General features: G+C 71.0%; 12 protein-coding genes. 6 read left to right on the plus strand and 6 right to left on the minus strand.

What is annotated here, in order from left to right; all coding sequences use genetic code 11:
• Positions 1–24: 24 nt before the first annotated feature.
• Complete coding sequence (locus ACFV8T_RS05330; protein WP_385324836.1) at positions 25–1,518, minus strand: M1 family metallopeptidase; 1,494 nt, start codon at positions 1,516–1,518, stop codon at positions 25–27.
• A 212-nt stretch (positions 1,519–1,730) separates the two neighbouring features.
• On the opposite strand from ACFV8T_RS05330, the gene ACFV8T_RS05335 reads away from it, so the two are divergent.
• The 6 genes from ACFV8T_RS05335 (at position 1,731) to ACFV8T_RS05360 (ending at position 11,115) form a co-directional block, all read left to right on the plus strand.
• Positions 1,731–3,725: a Xaa-Pro dipeptidyl-peptidase gene (locus ACFV8T_RS05335; RefSeq protein ID WP_385324838.1), complete on the plus strand. Its 1,995-nt coding sequence runs from the start codon at positions 1,731–1,733 to the stop codon at positions 3,723–3,725.
• 312 nt (positions 3,726–4,037) lie between these two features.
• Complete coding sequence (locus ACFV8T_RS05340) at positions 4,038–5,807, plus strand: BCCT family transporter (RefSeq protein ID WP_385324840.1); 1,770 nt, start codon at positions 4,038–4,040, stop codon at positions 5,805–5,807.
• 74 nt (positions 5,808–5,881) lie between these two features.
• A complete protein-coding gene (locus ACFV8T_RS05345) occupies positions 5,882–7,519 on the plus strand; it encodes an ABC-F family ATP-binding cassette domain-containing protein (protein WP_385324843.1) in 1,638 nt (545 codons plus the stop codon).
• Positions 7,520–7,706: 187 nt separating this feature from the next.
• The gene (locus ACFV8T_RS05350; RefSeq protein WP_385324844.1) at positions 7,707–9,182 is read left to right on the plus strand and encodes a chlorohydrolase family protein; all 1,476 of its coding nucleotides are present in this window, start codon (positions 7,707–7,709) and stop codon (positions 9,180–9,182) included.
• Positions 9,179–9,838 (plus strand): GntR family transcriptional regulator, encoded by a 660-nt coding sequence (locus tag ACFV8T_RS05355; protein WP_385324847.1) that lies wholly within the window; start codon positions 9,179–9,181, stop codon positions 9,836–9,838. Before ACFV8T_RS05350 ends, ACFV8T_RS05355 begins: the two co-directional genes overlap by 4 nt.
• 68 nt (positions 9,839–9,906) lie before the next feature.
• Positions 9,907–11,115, plus strand: a complete 1,209-nt coding sequence (locus ACFV8T_RS05360) for an amidohydrolase (protein ID WP_385324850.1) — start codon at positions 9,907–9,909, stop codon at positions 11,113–11,115.
• 68 nt (positions 11,116–11,183) lie between these two features.
• Here the strand turns inward: ACFV8T_RS05360 and ACFV8T_RS05365 are convergent, their stop codons facing one another.
• Genes ACFV8T_RS05365 through ACFV8T_RS05385 form a run of 5 tightly spaced genes read right to left on the minus strand, consistent with a single transcriptional unit; the run spans position 11,184 to position 16,795 of the window.
• Positions 11,184–12,236 carry an ABC transporter ATP-binding protein gene (locus ACFV8T_RS05365; RefSeq protein WP_385324852.1) on the minus strand — a complete coding sequence of 351 codons (1,053 nt, stop codon included), beginning with the start codon at positions 12,234–12,236 and terminating at the stop codon, positions 11,184–11,186.
• Positions 12,233–13,309 (minus strand): ABC transporter ATP-binding protein, encoded by a 1,077-nt coding sequence (locus ACFV8T_RS05370; RefSeq protein ID WP_385324855.1) that lies wholly within the window; start codon positions 13,307–13,309, stop codon positions 12,233–12,235. The genes ACFV8T_RS05365 and ACFV8T_RS05370 overlap by 4 nt, the downstream gene beginning before the upstream one ends.
• Positions 13,306–14,217 (minus strand): ABC transporter permease, encoded by a 912-nt coding sequence (locus ACFV8T_RS05375; RefSeq protein ID WP_385324857.1) that lies wholly within the window; start codon positions 14,215–14,217, stop codon positions 13,306–13,308. Before ACFV8T_RS05375 ends, ACFV8T_RS05370 begins: the two co-directional genes overlap by 4 nt.
• Positions 14,214–15,188, minus strand: a complete 975-nt coding sequence (locus tag ACFV8T_RS05380; RefSeq protein WP_385324860.1) for an ABC transporter permease — start codon at positions 15,186–15,188, stop codon at positions 14,214–14,216. Before ACFV8T_RS05380 ends, ACFV8T_RS05375 begins: the two co-directional genes overlap by 4 nt.
• Positions 15,185–16,795, minus strand: coding sequence for an ABC transporter substrate-binding protein (locus ACFV8T_RS05385; protein ID WP_385324862.1), 1,611 nt, complete (start codon positions 16,793–16,795; stop codon positions 15,185–15,187). The genes ACFV8T_RS05380 and ACFV8T_RS05385 overlap by 4 nt, the downstream gene beginning before the upstream one ends.
• Between the last annotated feature and the right edge of the window lie 241 nt (positions 16,796–17,036).

Consider the following 17,036-nt stretch of genomic DNA (forward strand, 5'->3'; position numbering starts at 1 on the left):
GCCCGGACCCGGTCCGCGTGCCGGTCAGCGGTGTTCGTGCAGGGAGTTCGTCGCCGCGATCTTCTTCCAGGAGGCGGGCCGCGCGGGCTGCCCGGCGGCGTGCCGGGCGTGCGTCCCGGCCGCCGCCGGGGCCTCGGGCCGCGTCGGCCGGAACAGCCAGGTGTCGAAGAAGGCGGCGAGCGGCTTGCCCGAGACCCGCTCCGCGTAGGCGACGAAGTCGCTCACGCTCGCGTTCCCGTACGCGTGCTCGGCGGGCCAGCCCTTCAGCAGCGCGAAGAACGTCTCGTCGCCCAACTCGTTGCGCAGTGCCTGGAGCGCCAGCGCGCCCCGGTCGTAGACGGCCGCGTCGAACTGGTTGTCGGGGCCCGGATCGCCGGGCTTCACCTTCCAGAAGGCGTCGTCGGCCGGATGCAGTGCGTAGGTGTAGTCCGCCAGCTCCTGGGCGGTGCCCTCGCCCTCCTTCTCCGACCACAGCCACTGGCTGTAGCGGGCGAAGCCCTCGTTGACCCAGATGTCCTTCCAGCCCTTGAGGGACACACTGTCGCCGTACCACTGGTGCGCCAGCTCATGGACGACGACCGAGACGTTCGCACCGTTCGCGAACTGCTTCGGGCTGTAGAACGGCCTGGTCTGGGTCTCCAGCGCGAAGCCGCTCGTCACATTGGGGGCGTATCCGCCCAGCGCGTCGAAGGGGTACGGTCCGAAGACCTCCGTCAGCCACTCGGCGACCTCGGTGGTCCGCTCGATGCTGGCCCGCGCGGCCCCGTCGTTGGCGCCGAGGTCCTTGCTGTACGCGTTGACGACCGGCAGCCCGTCCGACGTGGTGTCCGTGGTGATGTCGAACTTCCCGACCGCCAGCGTCGTCAGATAGGTCGCCTGCGGCTTGCTCGAACGCCAGTTGAAGCGGGTCCAGCCGAGCTTCGAACTCTGCGACTGCAGTGTGCCGTTGCTGATCGCCTGGGTGCCGTCCGGGACGGACACGGAGATGTCGTACGTCGCCTTGTCGAGCGGGTGGTCGTTGCTGGGGAACCACCACGCGGCCGACTCCGGCTCCTGGGCGGCCACCGCGCCGTCCGGGGTGCGCACCCAGGACGTCCAGCCGTTGATCTTCACCTCGGAGGGCTTTCCGGCGTACCGCACGACCACCGAGACGGCCCTGCCCTTCGCCAGCGGGGCCGCCGGGGTGATCTCCAGCTCCTGCTCGCCGTTCTTCACATGGCCGGCCTTCTTGCCGTTCACCCGCACCTCGGAGACGTCCAGTCCGAAGTCCAGGTTGAAACGGGAGAGTTCCTGCGTGGTCGTGGCGAGGATCGTCGCCGTGCCCTCCAGCAGATCGGTCGAGGGCTGGTACTTCAGCCGCAGGTCGTAGTGGGAGACGTCGTAGCCGCCGTTGCCGCTGGCCGGGTAGTAGGGGTCGCCGATGCCCGGGGCGCCCACGGTGCCTTCGGCGGCCGAGGCCGGGATCGCCAGCAGCAGGGAGGCCGCGAGTGCGCTCGGGACGATGAGTCTGCGGTGCACGGAATGCTCCAAGTGGTCGGGGCGAATGATCTTTCGAACCGTCACGTCGACACTATTCAGCGACTGCCGCATCAGTCGTGTCCATGGCCACAGCTGTCACACGATCGCCATTCGGCCGCCACGGCGGCAGGTCGCATTTGCGCCATGTTCATGCCGTATGCGCCGCTGATCGCCCTCTGTCGCCGGGGAGTTGACCGGGGTACCTTCCGCCCATGCCGAATCGTGCGCGAGGCCCCCGTTCGAGTTACAGATCGCTGGTGGTGGCAGCTGTCGCCGCCCTGATGGCCGTCCTGCTCTCCCCGGCAGGCGCCCAGGGCGCGGGCGCCCGGGAGTCCGGGCCGCCGAAGAGCATGCCCATCTACTCGTACGGGAACGCCGTCCGGGAATCGGTCTGGGTCGACACCGGGCTGGACGGCGACGGGGACGGGCGCAGCGACCGCGTCGCCGCCGACATCGTGAGGCCGCGCGAACCCGCCCGGCAGGGCCGGAAGATCCCCGTGATCATGGACGCCAGCCCGTACTACTCCTGCTGCGGGCGCGGCAACGAGAGCCAGCTCAAGACCTACGACGACAACGGCCGGCCCGTCCAGTTCCCGCTCCACTACGACAACTACTTCGTGCCGCGCGGCTACGCCTTCGTCGCCGTCGATCTGGCCGGTACCAATCGCTCCGACGGCTGTGTCGATGTCGGAGGCCGCTCCGACGTACAGTCCGCCAAGGCCGTGATCGACTGGCTGAACGGCCGCGCCCGCGGCTACACCACCCGCACCGGCTCCACCCGTGCCACGGCCGGCTGGTCCAATGGCCGCACCGGAATGATCGGCAAGAGCTACGACGGCACCATCGCCAACGCGGTCGCGGCGACCGGCGTGCACGGGCTGCGGACCATCGTGCCGATCGGCGCCATCTCCTCCTGGTACGACTACTACTTCGCCCAGGGAGCACCCCTCTACGACAGCGGCCCCGAGTGGCTCTCCGACTATGTGGAGAGCCCCGAGGCGCGCGGACGCTGCGCCGCCGTCCAGCAGCAGCTCGTCGACGGGGCGCCGCGCACCGGAGACTGGTCGGAGCTGTGGAACGCGCGCGACTACGTGAAGGACGCCCGCAAGGTGCGCGCCAGTGTCTTCGCCGTCCACGGCATGCAGGACCTCAACGTCCGTACCAAGCACCTCGGCCAGTGGTGGGACGCGCTCGCGGACCGGGGCGTGGAGCGCAAGATCTGGCTCTCCCAGACCGGACACGTCGACCCGTTCGACTACCGGCGCGCCGCATGGGTCGACACGCTGCACCGCTGGTTCGACCACTACCTCCTCGGCTACGACAACGGCATCGACCGTGAACCGATGGCCGACATCGAGCGCCACCCCGACCAGTGGACCACCGACCGGGTCTGGCCGCCCCGCACCACCCACGCCACCACCGTGCGCCCCGGCGCCGGGAGCACGCCGGGCGTCGGCACCCTGTCCCTGAGGCCCGCCCGCCCCGGCGCCACCGAGTCGTTCACCGACGATCCGGCGCAGAGCGAGACGGACTGGGCCGCCGACCTGGACCGGACCACCGGCGCCAAGGCCGGATTCCGCACCGCGCCGCTCACCGCCGACCTCAGGCTCTCCGGATCCTCCGCGGTGACCGTCACCGCCACCCCGACCACCTCGACCGCCCATCTCTCCGCGGTCCTCGTGGACATCGGCCCCGACACCATCCGCGACTACGGCTCGTCCGGCGAGGGCATCACCACCCTCACCGGCCGGAGCTGCTGGGGTGCGAGCACGACCGGGGACAGCGCCTGCTTCAAGGAGACCAGGGCCCGGACCGCCACCGTCGACCGGACCGTGGTCAGCCGCGGCTGGGCCGACCTCGGTACGTACGCCTCCGCCGGAAAGGGCCGCCCGCTCACCCCGGGCCGGGCCGTCACCCTCACCATCGACCTGGCGGCCACCGATCACGTCGTCCCGGCCGGACACCGCCTCGCCCTGATCGTCGCGGGCACCGACCGGGACCTCATCGACCCGCCGGACTCCACGCCCACGCTCACCCTCGATCTGGCCCGCACGTCCGCGAAGCTGCCGTTCGTCGGCGGCACCGGCGCCTTCGTCCGCGCCACCGCGGGTTCCGCGTCCGCGACGGACACGTCCCGAACGGCCGAGGTCCAGGGTGTGACGCCGCCGCGCGCCGCCCATCGCGTCCCGGGAGCCAGCCGCTCGTAACGGCGCCCACGCCCACGTCGGGCCCCTCCCGCGAGGGGCCCGACGCGGTCAGCGGGCGGCCGGTTCCAGGGCATCCCGCGATGCCGGTTCCGTGAGCGTCCGGACCGGACGCTCACGGGCGGCGACCAGCAGGCCCGCGCCAAGGAGCGCGATCACCACCGTCCGGACGTGGCCCGGGAGGTGTCGCCGAAGTCTGCCGCTGAACCTCCGGAACGGGCGAGCCGGTACCGCTTGTTGGTCCCGTGAGGTGAGCGCTGCGTGTGGTACTGCCTACGGAGAGCGAAATAATTGCTTCCGTGAAAGGTGCCACTCGTGTCGCAGGACGAACAGAGAGCGGGCGGCCGGGGGGAACTGCCGGTGACGGCGGATCTTCCCGGCGACCCGGCCCGGAACCGGCACCCCACGACGGACCGGGTGGTGTTCGGCGTCACCGCCGTCCTCACCCTCGCCTTCGTGGTCTGGGGAGCCACCGCCACCGACTCGCTGGAGGACATCTCCACCTCCATGCTCAACGGGCTGATCCACAACGGCGGTTGGGCCTTCATGCTCGCCGCGACCGGCTTCGTGGTCTTCGCCCTCTGGCTCGCCATCAGCCGTTACGGCAAGATCTCCCTCGGCCAGGAGGGGGAGGAGCCCGAATTCCGGACCGTGTCCTGGGTCGCCATGATGTTCAGCGCCGGCATGGGCATCGGCCTGATGTTCTACGGGGTCAGCGAGCCGCTCGCCCACTTCACCAACCCGCCGCCCGGAACCCGCCCCGCGGACGCCGCCGAAGCGATGCAGACGGCGATGGCCACCACCCTGTTCCACTGGACGCTCCACCCCTGGGCGATCTACGCGGTGGTCGGCCTGGCCGTCGCGTACAGCACCTTCCGGCGTCGCAGGCGGCAGACGATCAGCGCCGTCTTCGAGCCGCTCATCGGATCCCGGCACGCCCACGGCGGCCTCGGCCGGCTGATCGACATCCTCGCCATCTTCGCGACCCTCTTCGGCTCCGCCGCGTCACTGGGGCTCGGCGCCCTCCAGATCGGCAGCGGCTTCCACGAACTGCACTGGAGGGAGGAGACCGGCACCGGACTCCTGGTCCTGATCATCGCCGTGCTGACCGTGGCCTTCATCGCCTCGGCGATCTCCGGTGTGGAGAAGGGCATCCAGTGGCTCTCCAACACCAACATGGTGCTCGCCCTGGCGCTCGCCGTCTTCGTCTTCGTCGCGGGGCCCACCATCATCGTGCTCGACCTGCTGCCCACGTCGATCGCCGCCTACTTCGGCAATCTGGCCCAGCTCGCCGGACGTACCGAAGCGACCGGCAAGGGCGACGTGGCCGAGTGGCTCGGCAACTGGACCGTCTTCTACTGGGCCTGGTGGATCTCCTGGACGCCCTTCGTCGGCATGTTCATCGCCCGGATCAGCCGCGGCCGCACGATCCGTCAGTTCATCGGCGGAGTCATCCTGGTGCCCAGCTCCGTCAGCCTGGTCTGGTTCGCGATCTTCGGCGGCACGGCGATCAAGCTGCAGGAGGCCGGCAAGCTCGGCCACGCCGTCACCCAGGAGGCGCAGCTCTTCGGAGTGCTCCAGCAGTTCCCGATCGCCACGGAGATGAGCCTCTTGGTGATGGTCCTGGTCGGCATCTTCTTCGTCTCGGGCGCCGACGCCGCCTCCATCGTGATGGGTACGCTCTCCCAGAAGGGCATCCTCGAACCGGCCAAGTGGGTCGTCGTCTTCTGGGGCGTGGTCACCGGCGCGGTGGCCGCGATCATGCTGCTCATCGGCAACGGCAAGGGCGACGCGCTCGCCGGACTCCAGAACCTCACGATCCTGGTCGCCGCGCCGTTCACCCTCGTCATGATCGGCATGTGCGTGGCGCTGATGCGGGACCTGCGCCAGGATCCGCTGATCGTACGGCGCGAATTCGGTGTGGAAGCGGTCGAATCCGCGGTCATCGAAGGGCATGCGAAGTACGCCGGGGACTTCGAGATCCGGATCGGTCCGGGCGGCAGCCGGATCACCACCGGACTCCACGAGGGCCACGACCCGGAACCGGGCACCTCCGGCCCGGCGAACCCTCCGGGCGACGGCTGAGAACGCCCCCGCCCGGCCGGAGTGCGACCGGCCGGGCCGCTCGGCCCCGGGCGCAGATTAGGATCGGCACCCTGATGACTGCCACTCTCGTCGCCAAGGACCTCGCCGCCGGACACGGCGACCGCACGCTCTTCGCCGGACTCGACCTCGTCGTCGCGCCCGGTGACGTGATCGGTCTCGTCGGAGTCAACGGCGCCGGAAAATCGTCCCTGCTCCGGCTCCTCGCCGGACTCGACTGCCCGGAGGAGGGCGAGCTGCGGCTCTCCCCGCCCACCGCCACTGTCGGACACCTCCCGCAGGAGCCGGAACGGCGCGCGGGGGAGACCGTGCGGGAGTTCCTGGCCCGCCGCACCGGCGTCGCCGAGGCCCAGGCCGCGATGGACACCGCGACGCAGGGTCTCGTCGACGGGGCGCCGGGCGCGGACGACGCGTACTCCGAGACACTGGAACGCTGGCTGGCCCTCGGCGGCGCGGACCTGGACGAGCGCGCCGAGGAGGTCGCGGCCGACCTCGGGCTGACCGTCGGCCTCGACCTGCCGATGACCGCGCTCTCCGGCGGTCAGGCCGCCCGCGCGGGCCTGGCCTCCCTCCTCCTGTCCCGCTACGACATCTTCCTGCTGGACGAGCCCACCAACGACCTCGACCTGGACGGCCTGGAGCGGCTGGAGCGCTATGTCTCGGGGCTCCGCGCGGGCACGGTGGTCATCAGCCACGACCGCGAATTCCTGATGCGCACGGTCACCAAGGTCCTCGAACTGGACCTGGCCCAGCAGCAGATCAACCTCTACGGCGGTGGATACGCGGCCTATCTGGAGGAGCGCGAACGCGCCCGCACGCACGCCCGCGAGGAGTTCGAGGAGTACGCCGACAAGCGCGCCGCCCTCGAAGGGCGCGCCCAGATGCAGCGCTCCTGGATGGACAAGGGCGTCAAGAACGCCCGCCGCAAGGCCACGGACTCCGACAAACTCGGCCGCAAGTTCCGCAGCGAGTCGAGCGAGAAGCAGGCCGCCAAGGCCCGGCAGACCCAGCGCATGATCGAACGGCTCGACGTCGTCGACGAACCGCGCAAGGAATGGGAACTGCGGATGGAGATCGCCGCCGCACCCCGCTCCGGCTCGGTCGTGGCCACGCTGCGCGAAGCGCAGGCCGTACGCGGCGACTTCGCCTTCGGCCCGGCATCGCTGCAGATCGACTGGGCGGACCGGGTCGCCATCACCGGCGCCAACGGAGCGGGCAAGTCCACCCTCCTCGCTGCGCTCCTCGGCCGCCTCCCGCTGGACTCCGGCCATGCGACGCTCGGCTCGGGCGTGGTGGTCGGCGAGGTCGACCAGGCCCGCAAGCTCTTCCACGGCTCGGAGTCGCTCCTGGAGGCGTTCTGCGCGGCCGTGCCCGACACCGAACCGGCCGAGGTGCGCACGCTGCTCGCCAAGTTCGGCCTGCGCGCCGACCATGTGATGCGCCCCGCCACGACGCTCTCCCCGGGGGAACGCACCCGGGCCGCGCTCGCCCTGCTCCAGGGCAGGGGCGTCAACCTCCTCGTGCTCGACGAGCCGACGAACCACCTCGATCTGCCCGCGATCGAGCAGCTGGAATCGGCGCTGGAGTCATACACGGGAACGCTGCTGCTGGTCACGCACGACCGGCGCATGCTGGAGGCGGTGCGCACGACACGACGGGTCGAGGTGGCGGCGGGGAGGGTGACGGAGGTCTGAGCTCCGCTCTGGTATTCCAAATGGGTCGCGCCTGGTCGGCCCCGTGCCTTCAGTTGCAGGTCATTTGCGGCCAATCGCCCATACGTCTCGGTGGCGTCGGCATTTGGTATGCCAAGTGTTAGTGTCGGTTCAGCCAAGCGCCGCCGTCCGGCCGGACCGGCCCTGACACGCATCCGCAGGAGGCCCCGTGCGAACCCGCTGGCGCGCCACCCACATCCTCGCCCACCGCGACGGCGGCCACGCGCTGCTGCGCGACGGCGAGATCGTGTGGGACGGAGACACGATCGCGTACGTCGGCACGGGGTACGACGGCCCGGTGGACGTGGAGCTGGACCTCGGCGAGACGCTGGTGATGCCCGGACTCATCGACCTGGACGCCCTCACCGACATCGACCATCTCGTGCTGGACTCCTGGGCGCCGCCGGAGACCGGCGGCGGACTCCTCTGGTCACGGGAGTACTTCACCGACCGGCGGCATGACGTCTTCACGCCGGCGGAGCGGGCCACCGTCCGCGAGTACGCGCTCGTCCAGCTCGCGCTGCACGGCATCACCACCTACATGCCCATCGCCTCGGAGGTCCACAGCGCCTGGGCCGAGCCGTACGACGAACTGGTCGGCATGGCGGAGACCTCCCGGCGGATCGGCCTGCGGGGCTATCTGGGGCCCGCCTACCGGTCCGGTGTCAATGTGACGCTGCCCGACGCCGGCCGCGGCGTCGAGTTCGACGAGGACCGCGGCCGCGACGGGCTCCGGGACGCCGTGCGCTTCCTCGACCACGCGGCCGGACTGGCCGACCCGCTGGTCAACGGCGTACTGCTGCCGTGCCGCATCGAGACGCTCACCGAAGAGCTCATGCGGGAGACCGCCGCTGTCGCGCGGCGGCGCGACGTGCTCGTACGGCTCCACTGTCTTCAGGGCATGCACGAACGCGACCTCGTGCGGCACCTGCACGGCACCACCCCCTTGCGCCTGCTCGAACGCACCGGGCTGCTGGACACCCGGCTCCTCGTTCCGCACGGCATCGTGATCGACCGGCACCCCGGTGTGCACGGCGAGGACCGCGGCGACCTGGCGACGCTCGCGGCGGCGGGCGTCTCGGTCATCCACTGTCCGCAGACCTCTCTGCGCTACGGCCAGGTACTGCACTCCTTCGACGCGTACCGGCGGGCGGGCGTCAACCTCTGCCTGGGCACCGACTCCTTCCCGCCGGACCTGATCCGGGGCATGGACCTCGGCGTCCACCTCGCGAAGGTCGTCGACGGGCGCGCGGACGCGGCGCCCGCCGAGCGCTACGTCGAGGCGGCCACGCTCGGGGGCGCCCGTGCGCTGGGCCGCACCGACCTCGGACGGCTGGAGCCGGGTGCCCAGGCCGACCTGGTCGCGTTCCGGCTGGACGACATCCGCGACGGCGTCCAGGACGACCCCGTCCGCACCTTCCTGCTGAACGGCACCGCCCGGCAGGCCACCCACTCCGTCGTGGCGGGGCGCCCGGTCATGACCGACGGCCGGATCCCCGGCATCGACCCGGTCGACCTGCGCCGACGTGCCCAGGGCCTGTTCGAGCGGATGCGCGCGGCGTACAGCGAGCGCGATCTGCTGCGGCGCGGCACCGGTGAGTTGTTCCCGCCGACGTTCCCGCCGTTCGAGGCGACGCGTCCATGACCGGGTGCGGCACGTCCCATGTCGAGCACGCCGAGCGCACGATCCGCTCCCGCATCCTCGACGGCGCGTACCCGCCCGGCTCCCGCCTGCGCGAACGCGAACTGTCCGAAGCCCTGGGCGTATCGCGCATCCCCGTCCGCGAAGCCCTCACCCGGCTGACGGGGGAGGGGCTCGTGGTGATATCGCCGAGGCGCGGCGCGTCCGTGCGCGCTCTCTCGCTCCGTGACGTGGCCGAACTCTTCGATCTCCGGCTGAGTCTGGAGGTGTTCGCCGCGCGCAGAGCCGCGGAGGCCTGCGCCGGCGGGCGCGGCGGCGAGCGGTTGCGGGAACTCATGGAGGCGGCCGAGGGCGCCACCCGGCGCGGCGACAACCACGAGATCCCCGCCGCCAACACCGCCCTGCACGCGGAGATCGTCGCGATGACCGGCAACCGGCTGCTCCAGGACGCCCTGCAGCCCTCGCTCGGCCTGGTGCAGTGGCTGTTCACCCTCACCGGCGGCCTCGATCCGCGCGTCCAGTGCGCCGAGCACCAGGACATCTGCGCCGCGATCCACGCCGGCAAGCCAGACCTGGCCGATGCCCTCGCCTACACGCACATCGAGAGGGGCCGCGGCCCCTCCCTGGCGGCCCTGGCCGAGGCGCTTCCGGCCGAGTGACCGACGGCGGCCGGACGACCGCCGTCGGACAACCGCGTACCGGCGCCCGAGACAAGGAGATCCACCACATGCTGATCACGAACGTCCGCCCCTGGGGCGGCGAGCCGTGCGACATCGAGATCGAGAACGGCGCGATAGCCGCGCTCACCCCGCACGATCCGAACCGTGCCGGGGCCGGTGACAGCGTGGCGGGACGGGGACGGCTCGCCCTGCCCTCCTTCTCCGACGTCCACTGCCACCTGGACTCCACCCGCATCGGGCTTCCCTTCCGCCCGCACACCGGCGCCCCCGGGGTCTGGGCCATGACCATGAACGACCGCGCCCACTGGCGCGAGGACGAATGGAGCGTCGCCGAGCGGGCCACGTACACCCTGGGCCGCATGATCGAGCGCGGCACCACCCGCGTCCGCAGCTACGCGCAGATCGACGCGGACTGCGGCCTTGAGCGGTTCGAGGGCGTGCTCGCCGCCAAGGAGACGCACGCCGACCGGTGCGAGGTCGAGATCATGGCCTTCCCGCAGGCCGGTCTGCTCAAGGAGAAGGGCGTGCCGGAGCTGATGGACCAGGCCCTGTCCGCGGGCGCGGCCGTCGTCGGCGGTATCGACCCCTGCACCCTGGACCGGGACCCGGTGCGCCACCTGGACATCATCTTCGACCTCGCCGAGCGCCACCGGGCACCGGTCGACATCCACCTCCACGAGCCCGGCCCGCTGGGTGTGTTCAGCGTCGACCTCATCCTGGAGCGGGTACGCGCCCTCGGCATGACCGGCCAGGTGACGCTCTCGCACGCCTACGACCTCGGCGGTGTCGACGAGGCGACGACCCGTCGGCTCATCGAGGAGTTCGCGGAGCTGGACATCGCGATGGCGACCGTCGCCCCCGCGCAGCACCGGGCCCTGCCGCTCGCCGACCTGACAGCCGCCGGTGTGCGGGTCGGCCTCGGCGAGGACGGCCAGCGCGACTTCTGGTCGCCCTACGGCAACGGGGACATGCTGGACCGCACCTGGCAGCTGGCCTTCACCAACCGCTACCGCGCCGACGAGCTGATCGAGCACTGCATGGCCGTCGCCGGCCGAGGCGGCGCCTCGATCCTGCACCCGGAGCTGCCGCGCCTGACGTCGGTGGCCGACCGGCCCGGCGTCTCGGTGGGCGACAGCGCAGACCTGCTGCTGGTCGAGGGCGAGACCGTGGCGTCCGCCGTGATGGACCGCGGCAACGACCGCACGGTGCTGCACGCCGGCCGCGTCGTCGCGGACGGCCTGGAGCTCGTCGGCTGACCTGAGGGCGGATACGCCGGAGCCCGTCCACCACGCGGTGGACGGGCTCCGGCGTCGCGGCCGTGGTGTTACGCGGCGGCCTTCGAGGCATCCGGCACGGTGCCGTCGTCCGCCACCAGGTGGCACGCCACCTGGCGCGGGGCCGGCTCCGGGCCGGCCCCACCGGGCAGCGTGCGCAGCACCGGCGACTTTGAACGGCACCGGTCGGTGGCCAGCGGGCACCGGGTGTGGAAGTGGCAGCCGGGCGGCGGGTCCAGCGGGCTGGGCAGATCGCCGCCGAGCACGATCCGGCGGCGGCCCCGCTGCTCGGCGGGGTCGGGCACCGGCGCCGCGGACAGCAGCGCCTGGGTGTACGGATGCCTGGGCGCCGCGAACAACTCGGCGGCCGGGGCCTGTTCGACGATCCGGCCCAGGTACATCACCGCGATGCGGTCCGCCAGATACTCCACCGCCGCCAGGTCGTGGGTGATGAAGAGGCAGCCGAAGCCCCGGTCGCGCTGCAGGTCCGCGAGCAGGTTGAGCACGGAGGCCTGTACGGACACATCGAGCGCTGAGGTCGGTTCGTCGGCCACCAGGAGCGCGGGATCGACCGACAGGGCACGGGCGATGGAGACGCGCTGGCGCTGACCGCCGGAGAGCTCATGGGGGTGGCGGTCCGCCAGTTCGGGCCGCAGACCGACCTGGGCGAGCAGCTCGTCCACCCGCCGCGCGGCCTCGGCCCGGTTCGCCATGCCGTGCAGCCGCAGTGGCTCGGCGATGATCCGGCGAATCGTCATCCGCGGGTTGAGCGAGGACGACGGATCCTGGAACACCAGATGGAAGTCCTTGCGCAAGGGCCTGAGCGCACGCGGCGCGAGCGTGGTGACGTCCGTGCCGTTGATCTCCACGCTGCCACCGGTCGGCCGGTCCAGGCGGACCACGCAGCGTCCCACGGTCGACTTGCCGCTGCCCGACTCCCCGACGAGGCCGACGACCTCACCGGGCAGAATCGTCAACGACACGCCGTCCACCGCCTTCACGGTGCCGCCGGCCCCGTCGAAGTGCCGCTTGAGGTCGCGCACGGCCAGCACCGGGGTGACGGTCCCCGCAGCGCCGGCGGGTGGGGTGGGGCTGGCGTTCATCGGACGGTTCCCTTGCTCGCATCGGGTCGGGACGGGTCTGCACCGGCCGCGTCGGCCGGGTGATGGCAGGCGATCAGATGAGTACCGGCGGCCCGCCGCAGCGGGGGACGGCTCGTCAGGCAGTCCGCGTCGGCCGATGTGCACCGAGGGGCGAAACCGCATCCCGCGGGCTGCTCGCGCAGATCGGGCACGAGCCCGGGGATCTCGTTGAGCCGCGCCCGGCCGCCCGCGCTCCGGCTGCCGGGACGCAGTACGGCACCGAGCAGGCCGCGGGTGTACGGGTGCTGCGGCGAGGCGAACAGTTCGTCCACCAAGGCCTGTTCGACCGGGCGGCCCGCGTACATCACCAGGACCCGGTCCGCGGTGTCCGCGACGACCCCGAGGTCGTGGGTGATCAGCACGATGGCCGTGCCGAGCCGGTCGCGCAGCGAGCGGAGCACGTCGAGGATGCCCGCCTGCACCGTCACGTCGAGCGCGGTCGTCGGCTCGTCCGCGATCAGGACCGCGGGGTCGCAGGCCACGGCGATTGCGATCATCACCCGCTGCCGCATACCGCCGGAGAGCTGGTGCGGATACTCGTCCACCCGCTTGCGGGGAGCCGGGATGCCGACGATGCCGAGCAGTTCGACGGCCCGCTCCTCGGCCTCGCTCCGGCTCAGCCCCTGATGCCGGCGCAGGACCTCGGTGATCTGCCGTCCGACGGTGAGCACCGGATTGAGCGAGGTCATCGGCTCCTGGAAGATCATCGAGAGCCGGCGGCCGCGCAGCGAGCGCAGCCGCTTCTCCGGGGCGCCGACCAGTTCCTGGCCGTCGAGGGTGATCGACCCGCCGATCCGGGCGGTGGGCGGCAGCAGCCCCATCACGGCCATCGAGGTGACGGACTTGCCGCACCCCGACTCGCCGACCACGGCCAGTACCTCGCCGGGAGCCAGGTCGTAGGAGACCCCGTCCACGGCATGCACGGTGCGTTCCGCGCCGTGGAAGGAGACGGTCAGATCGCGGACCCGGAGCACCGGCGCGGAGCCGTCGCGGGGGGCGGGCACGGTCGCGGTGGATGTGTCGACTTCGGTCACCGGGAACCTCCGCGGGGGTCGAGGATGTCGCGTACGCCGTCACCGAGCAGGTTGAACGCCAGAGTGGCGAGCACGATGACCAGGCCGGGGAAGACCGCCATCCAGGGCGCGTCCGCGATGAAGGGCTGGGCGCTGGACAGCATCACGCCGAGCGAGGGGGCGGGCGGCTGCACCCCGAGGCCGAGGAAGCTGAGCACCGCCTCGCCGATGATCGCGGACGGGATGCCGACGGTGGCCTGCACGATGAGCGTCGATGTCGCGTTCGGCAGGATGTGGCGGAAGAGGATCACGCCGTCCCCGGCGCCGTTGGCCGTCGCCGCGCCGACGTAGTCCAGGTGTTTGAGCCGCAGGGTCTCGGCGCGGGTGACACGGACGATCCCCGGGATCTGGGAGATGCCGATCGCGATGGTCGCGTTCTCCAGCGAGGGGCCCAGCACCGCGGCGAGCCCGACGGCCAGCACCAGGAACGGGAAGGCCAGCATGGTGTCGGTCAGCCGGGAGACCACCGTGTCGGCGAACCGGCCGTAGTAGCCGGCCACCAGCCCGAGCGGGACGGCGACGACGAAGGCCAGCAGTACCGCCAACACGCCGACCTGCATGGACGCGGTGACCCCCACCAGTACCCGGGACAGCTGGTCGCGGCCCAGGTCGTCGGTGCCGAGCCAGTGCGACCAGCTGGGTTCGGCCAGCGCGGAGCCGAAGTCCGGCCGCGCCGGGTCGTACGGGGCCAGCAGCGAGGCGAAGAGCGCGACGAGCACGAACACCGCGGCGAGCACCGCACCGACCAGCGCCAGCCGGTTGCGGCGCAGCCGGCGCAGGGCGGTGACCAGCCGCGCGGCGCGGCCCGAGGAGGGCCGTGGAGCGGGGGCGACGGCCGCGCGCGGTGCCGGGGACGGGGCGAGGGTCATCGGGAACCTCCGAGCCGGATGCGCGGGTCGACCACGGAGTACAGGAAGTCGACGAGCAGATTGATCAGGATGTAGGCGGCCGAGGTGAACAGCACCACGCCCTGGACCATCGCGTAGTCGCGGGTGAAGACCGCGTCGATGGTGAGCTTGCCGAAGCCCGGCAGGACGAAGACCTGTTCGGTGACGACGGCGCCGGATATCAGATGGCCCAGTTGCAGGCCCAGCACGGTGATCACGGTGACGAGCGAGTTGCGCAGCCCGTGCCGCCCGATCACGGCAGCCGGGGCCAGCCCCTTGGCGCGTGCGGTGCGCACGTAGTCGGAGGACATCGCGTCGATCATCGCCGCCCTGGTCTGGCGCATCACCACCGCGGCGAGGCCGGAGCCCAGCACCACGGCGGGCAGCACCAGGCGCCGCAGGTTCTCCAGCGGATCGGCGCTGAACGGCACGAACCCGGAGGCCGCGAACACGGGCATGGCGATGGCGAAGACCAGCACCAGCACGATGCCGAGCCAGAAGGAGGGCACCGACATGCCGAGCAGGGCGATGCCGTTGGCCAGCCACTCCTCCGGCTTGCCGCGCCGGACGGCCGCCAGCACACCGGCGCCGATGCCGACGACCACGGCCATCAGCAGGGACAGCGCGGCCAGTTCGAGGGTGATCGGCAGCGCCTGGGTGATCGAGTCCAGCACGGGGAGCCCGGTACGGGCCGAGGTGCCGAAGTCGCCGGTGGCCGCGTTGCTGACGTAACGCCAGTACTGGACCGCGATGTTGTCGTTGAGCCCGTACTCCTCCCGGATCGCGGCCAGGACCTCCGGGGAGGTCTGCTCGCCGGCGAGGGCCTGGGCGGTGTCGCCGGGCATCGCGCGGACCCCGAAGAACACGGTGATGCTCACCAGCACCATGGTCACCAACGACATGCCGATCCGGCGGCTCACGTACGACGTGAGCAGTCTGCGCAGGAGTTTCACCGGCTCCCCTTCGTGTAGCCGGCTTCCTTGACCTTGATCAGGCCGTCACCGGAGAGCTTGATCCCGCTCACGTCCTGCGAGGCGGAGACGTAGTTGATGTTCCGGTAGAGGTAGATGACGCCGTGCTGCTTGTTGATCGCGGCGGTGAGCCTGCGGTAGATCTCGCGGCGTTCGGCGACGTCCGAGGTGCTGCGGCCCTCGACGATCAGCCGGTCGATCGTCGGGTCCGAGAGCTTGCCCTGGTTGTTGCTGCCCTTGGTGCCGACCAGGCTGTCGATGTTGCCCGCCGGATCCGGCTGCCCGCCCCAGCCGCCCGTCCGCGCCTCGAAGTCGCCCGCGAGGGTGCGGGTGAGCCCGGTGGCGAACTCGGTGGGCCGCAGCCGGACCTCGAAGCCGGCGTCGGCCGCCATGGCCTGCACGACCTGCCCGAGGCGGCTGTCGTCCGGAGTCGTGTTGATCATCAGCTCCAGCGGCACCGGAGTCTTCACCCCGGCCTCCTTCAGCAGCCGCTCGGCCTTGGCCACGTCCCGCCTCGGGCAGGTGAGGGGGGTGCTGAGCGGAGTTCCCGGGGGAACGGGGCCGCAGGCCGGTTTGTACATGCCCTGGAAGACCAGCTTGTTGATCAGCTCACGGTCCAGGGAGAGGTCGAACGCCTCCCGCACCCGCACATCGCGCCCGAAGGGGCTGTCGACGGGGCTGGGGTCCTTGTCGATGCCGTGCGAGTTGCCGACGTTCAGGGTGAGCGCCATGTAGCCGAGCGACGGGGTGTTGAGGAGCTGGAGGCCCTTCTCGCCGATGGAGTTGCGTACCTCGACCGGTCCCATCTGGTCGCCGATCTGGACGTCACCGGATCGGATGTTGGCCATCCGGATGTTGCCGTCGGTGATCGTCTTGTAGATGACATGGTCCAGGTGGACCTTGTCCGCGTCGTAGTACAGCGGGTCCTTCGCCAGCTCGATCCGGTCGCCGACGACCCGCTTGACGTACCGGAACGGGCCGACGCACGACGGATGGGTGGCGAATTTCCTGCCGTACGTCCTGAGCGCCTCGGGAGACATGATCAGCCCGGCCGTGTTGGCCAGCCGGCCCAGGAGCGGGACATCGGGATGACTCAGTGAGAGCCGCACGGTGTAGGGACCGATCGCCGTGACCTTCTTTACGGAGTCGATCTCGGACGCCCGCCCGGATCCCCGCAGATGCAGGTGCCGGTCGAGCGAGGTCTTCACCGCCTTCGCGTCCAGACGGGCGCCGTCGCTGAAGGTGGCGTCCTTGCGGACATCGAAGGTGAAGGTCCTGCCGCCGTCGGTGATCTTCGGCATCGAGGCGGCGAGCTGCGGTACGAACTTGTTGTCCTGGTCCACGTCGTAGAGCTGTTCGCACATGGACGTGAACACGGTGCGGGCGACCAGGGTGGACGTCAGGCTCGGGTCCAGCATGTCGGGATCGGACTTCAGCCCGATTGTGACCGTGCCGCCGTCGCGAACGGGACGCAGGTCGGTGAGCCGCGCTCGGGCGGTGGTCTCTTTGCCGGGGGGAGAGAGCGAGCTGCACGCGGTGGTGATCACCAACAGAGCGGCCACCGAGAGAGTGGCCGGAATTCGACGCACGGGAACAGCCTCCTTCGGGACGGCAGGACGGCAGGGCGGCAGAACGGCAGGGCGGCCGGATGGCCGGACGACTGCCGGTGCGGGTGCACGTTGAGGCGCAACGGTATACCAGTAGGCTTGTTCGTCAATCGGAATACGGCGTGCCGTTTGCTGTACCGCAAGGAAACATGCTGGATATAAGGGGCAAGGTGCCCTATGTGGCACTGGGGTGCGTGTTCACCTGAGGCCGATTTGGTATACC

The organism is Streptomyces sp. NPDC059832 (genome assembly GCF_042731715.1).
GTDB lineage: Bacteria > Actinomycetota > Actinomycetes > Streptomycetales > Streptomycetaceae > Streptomyces.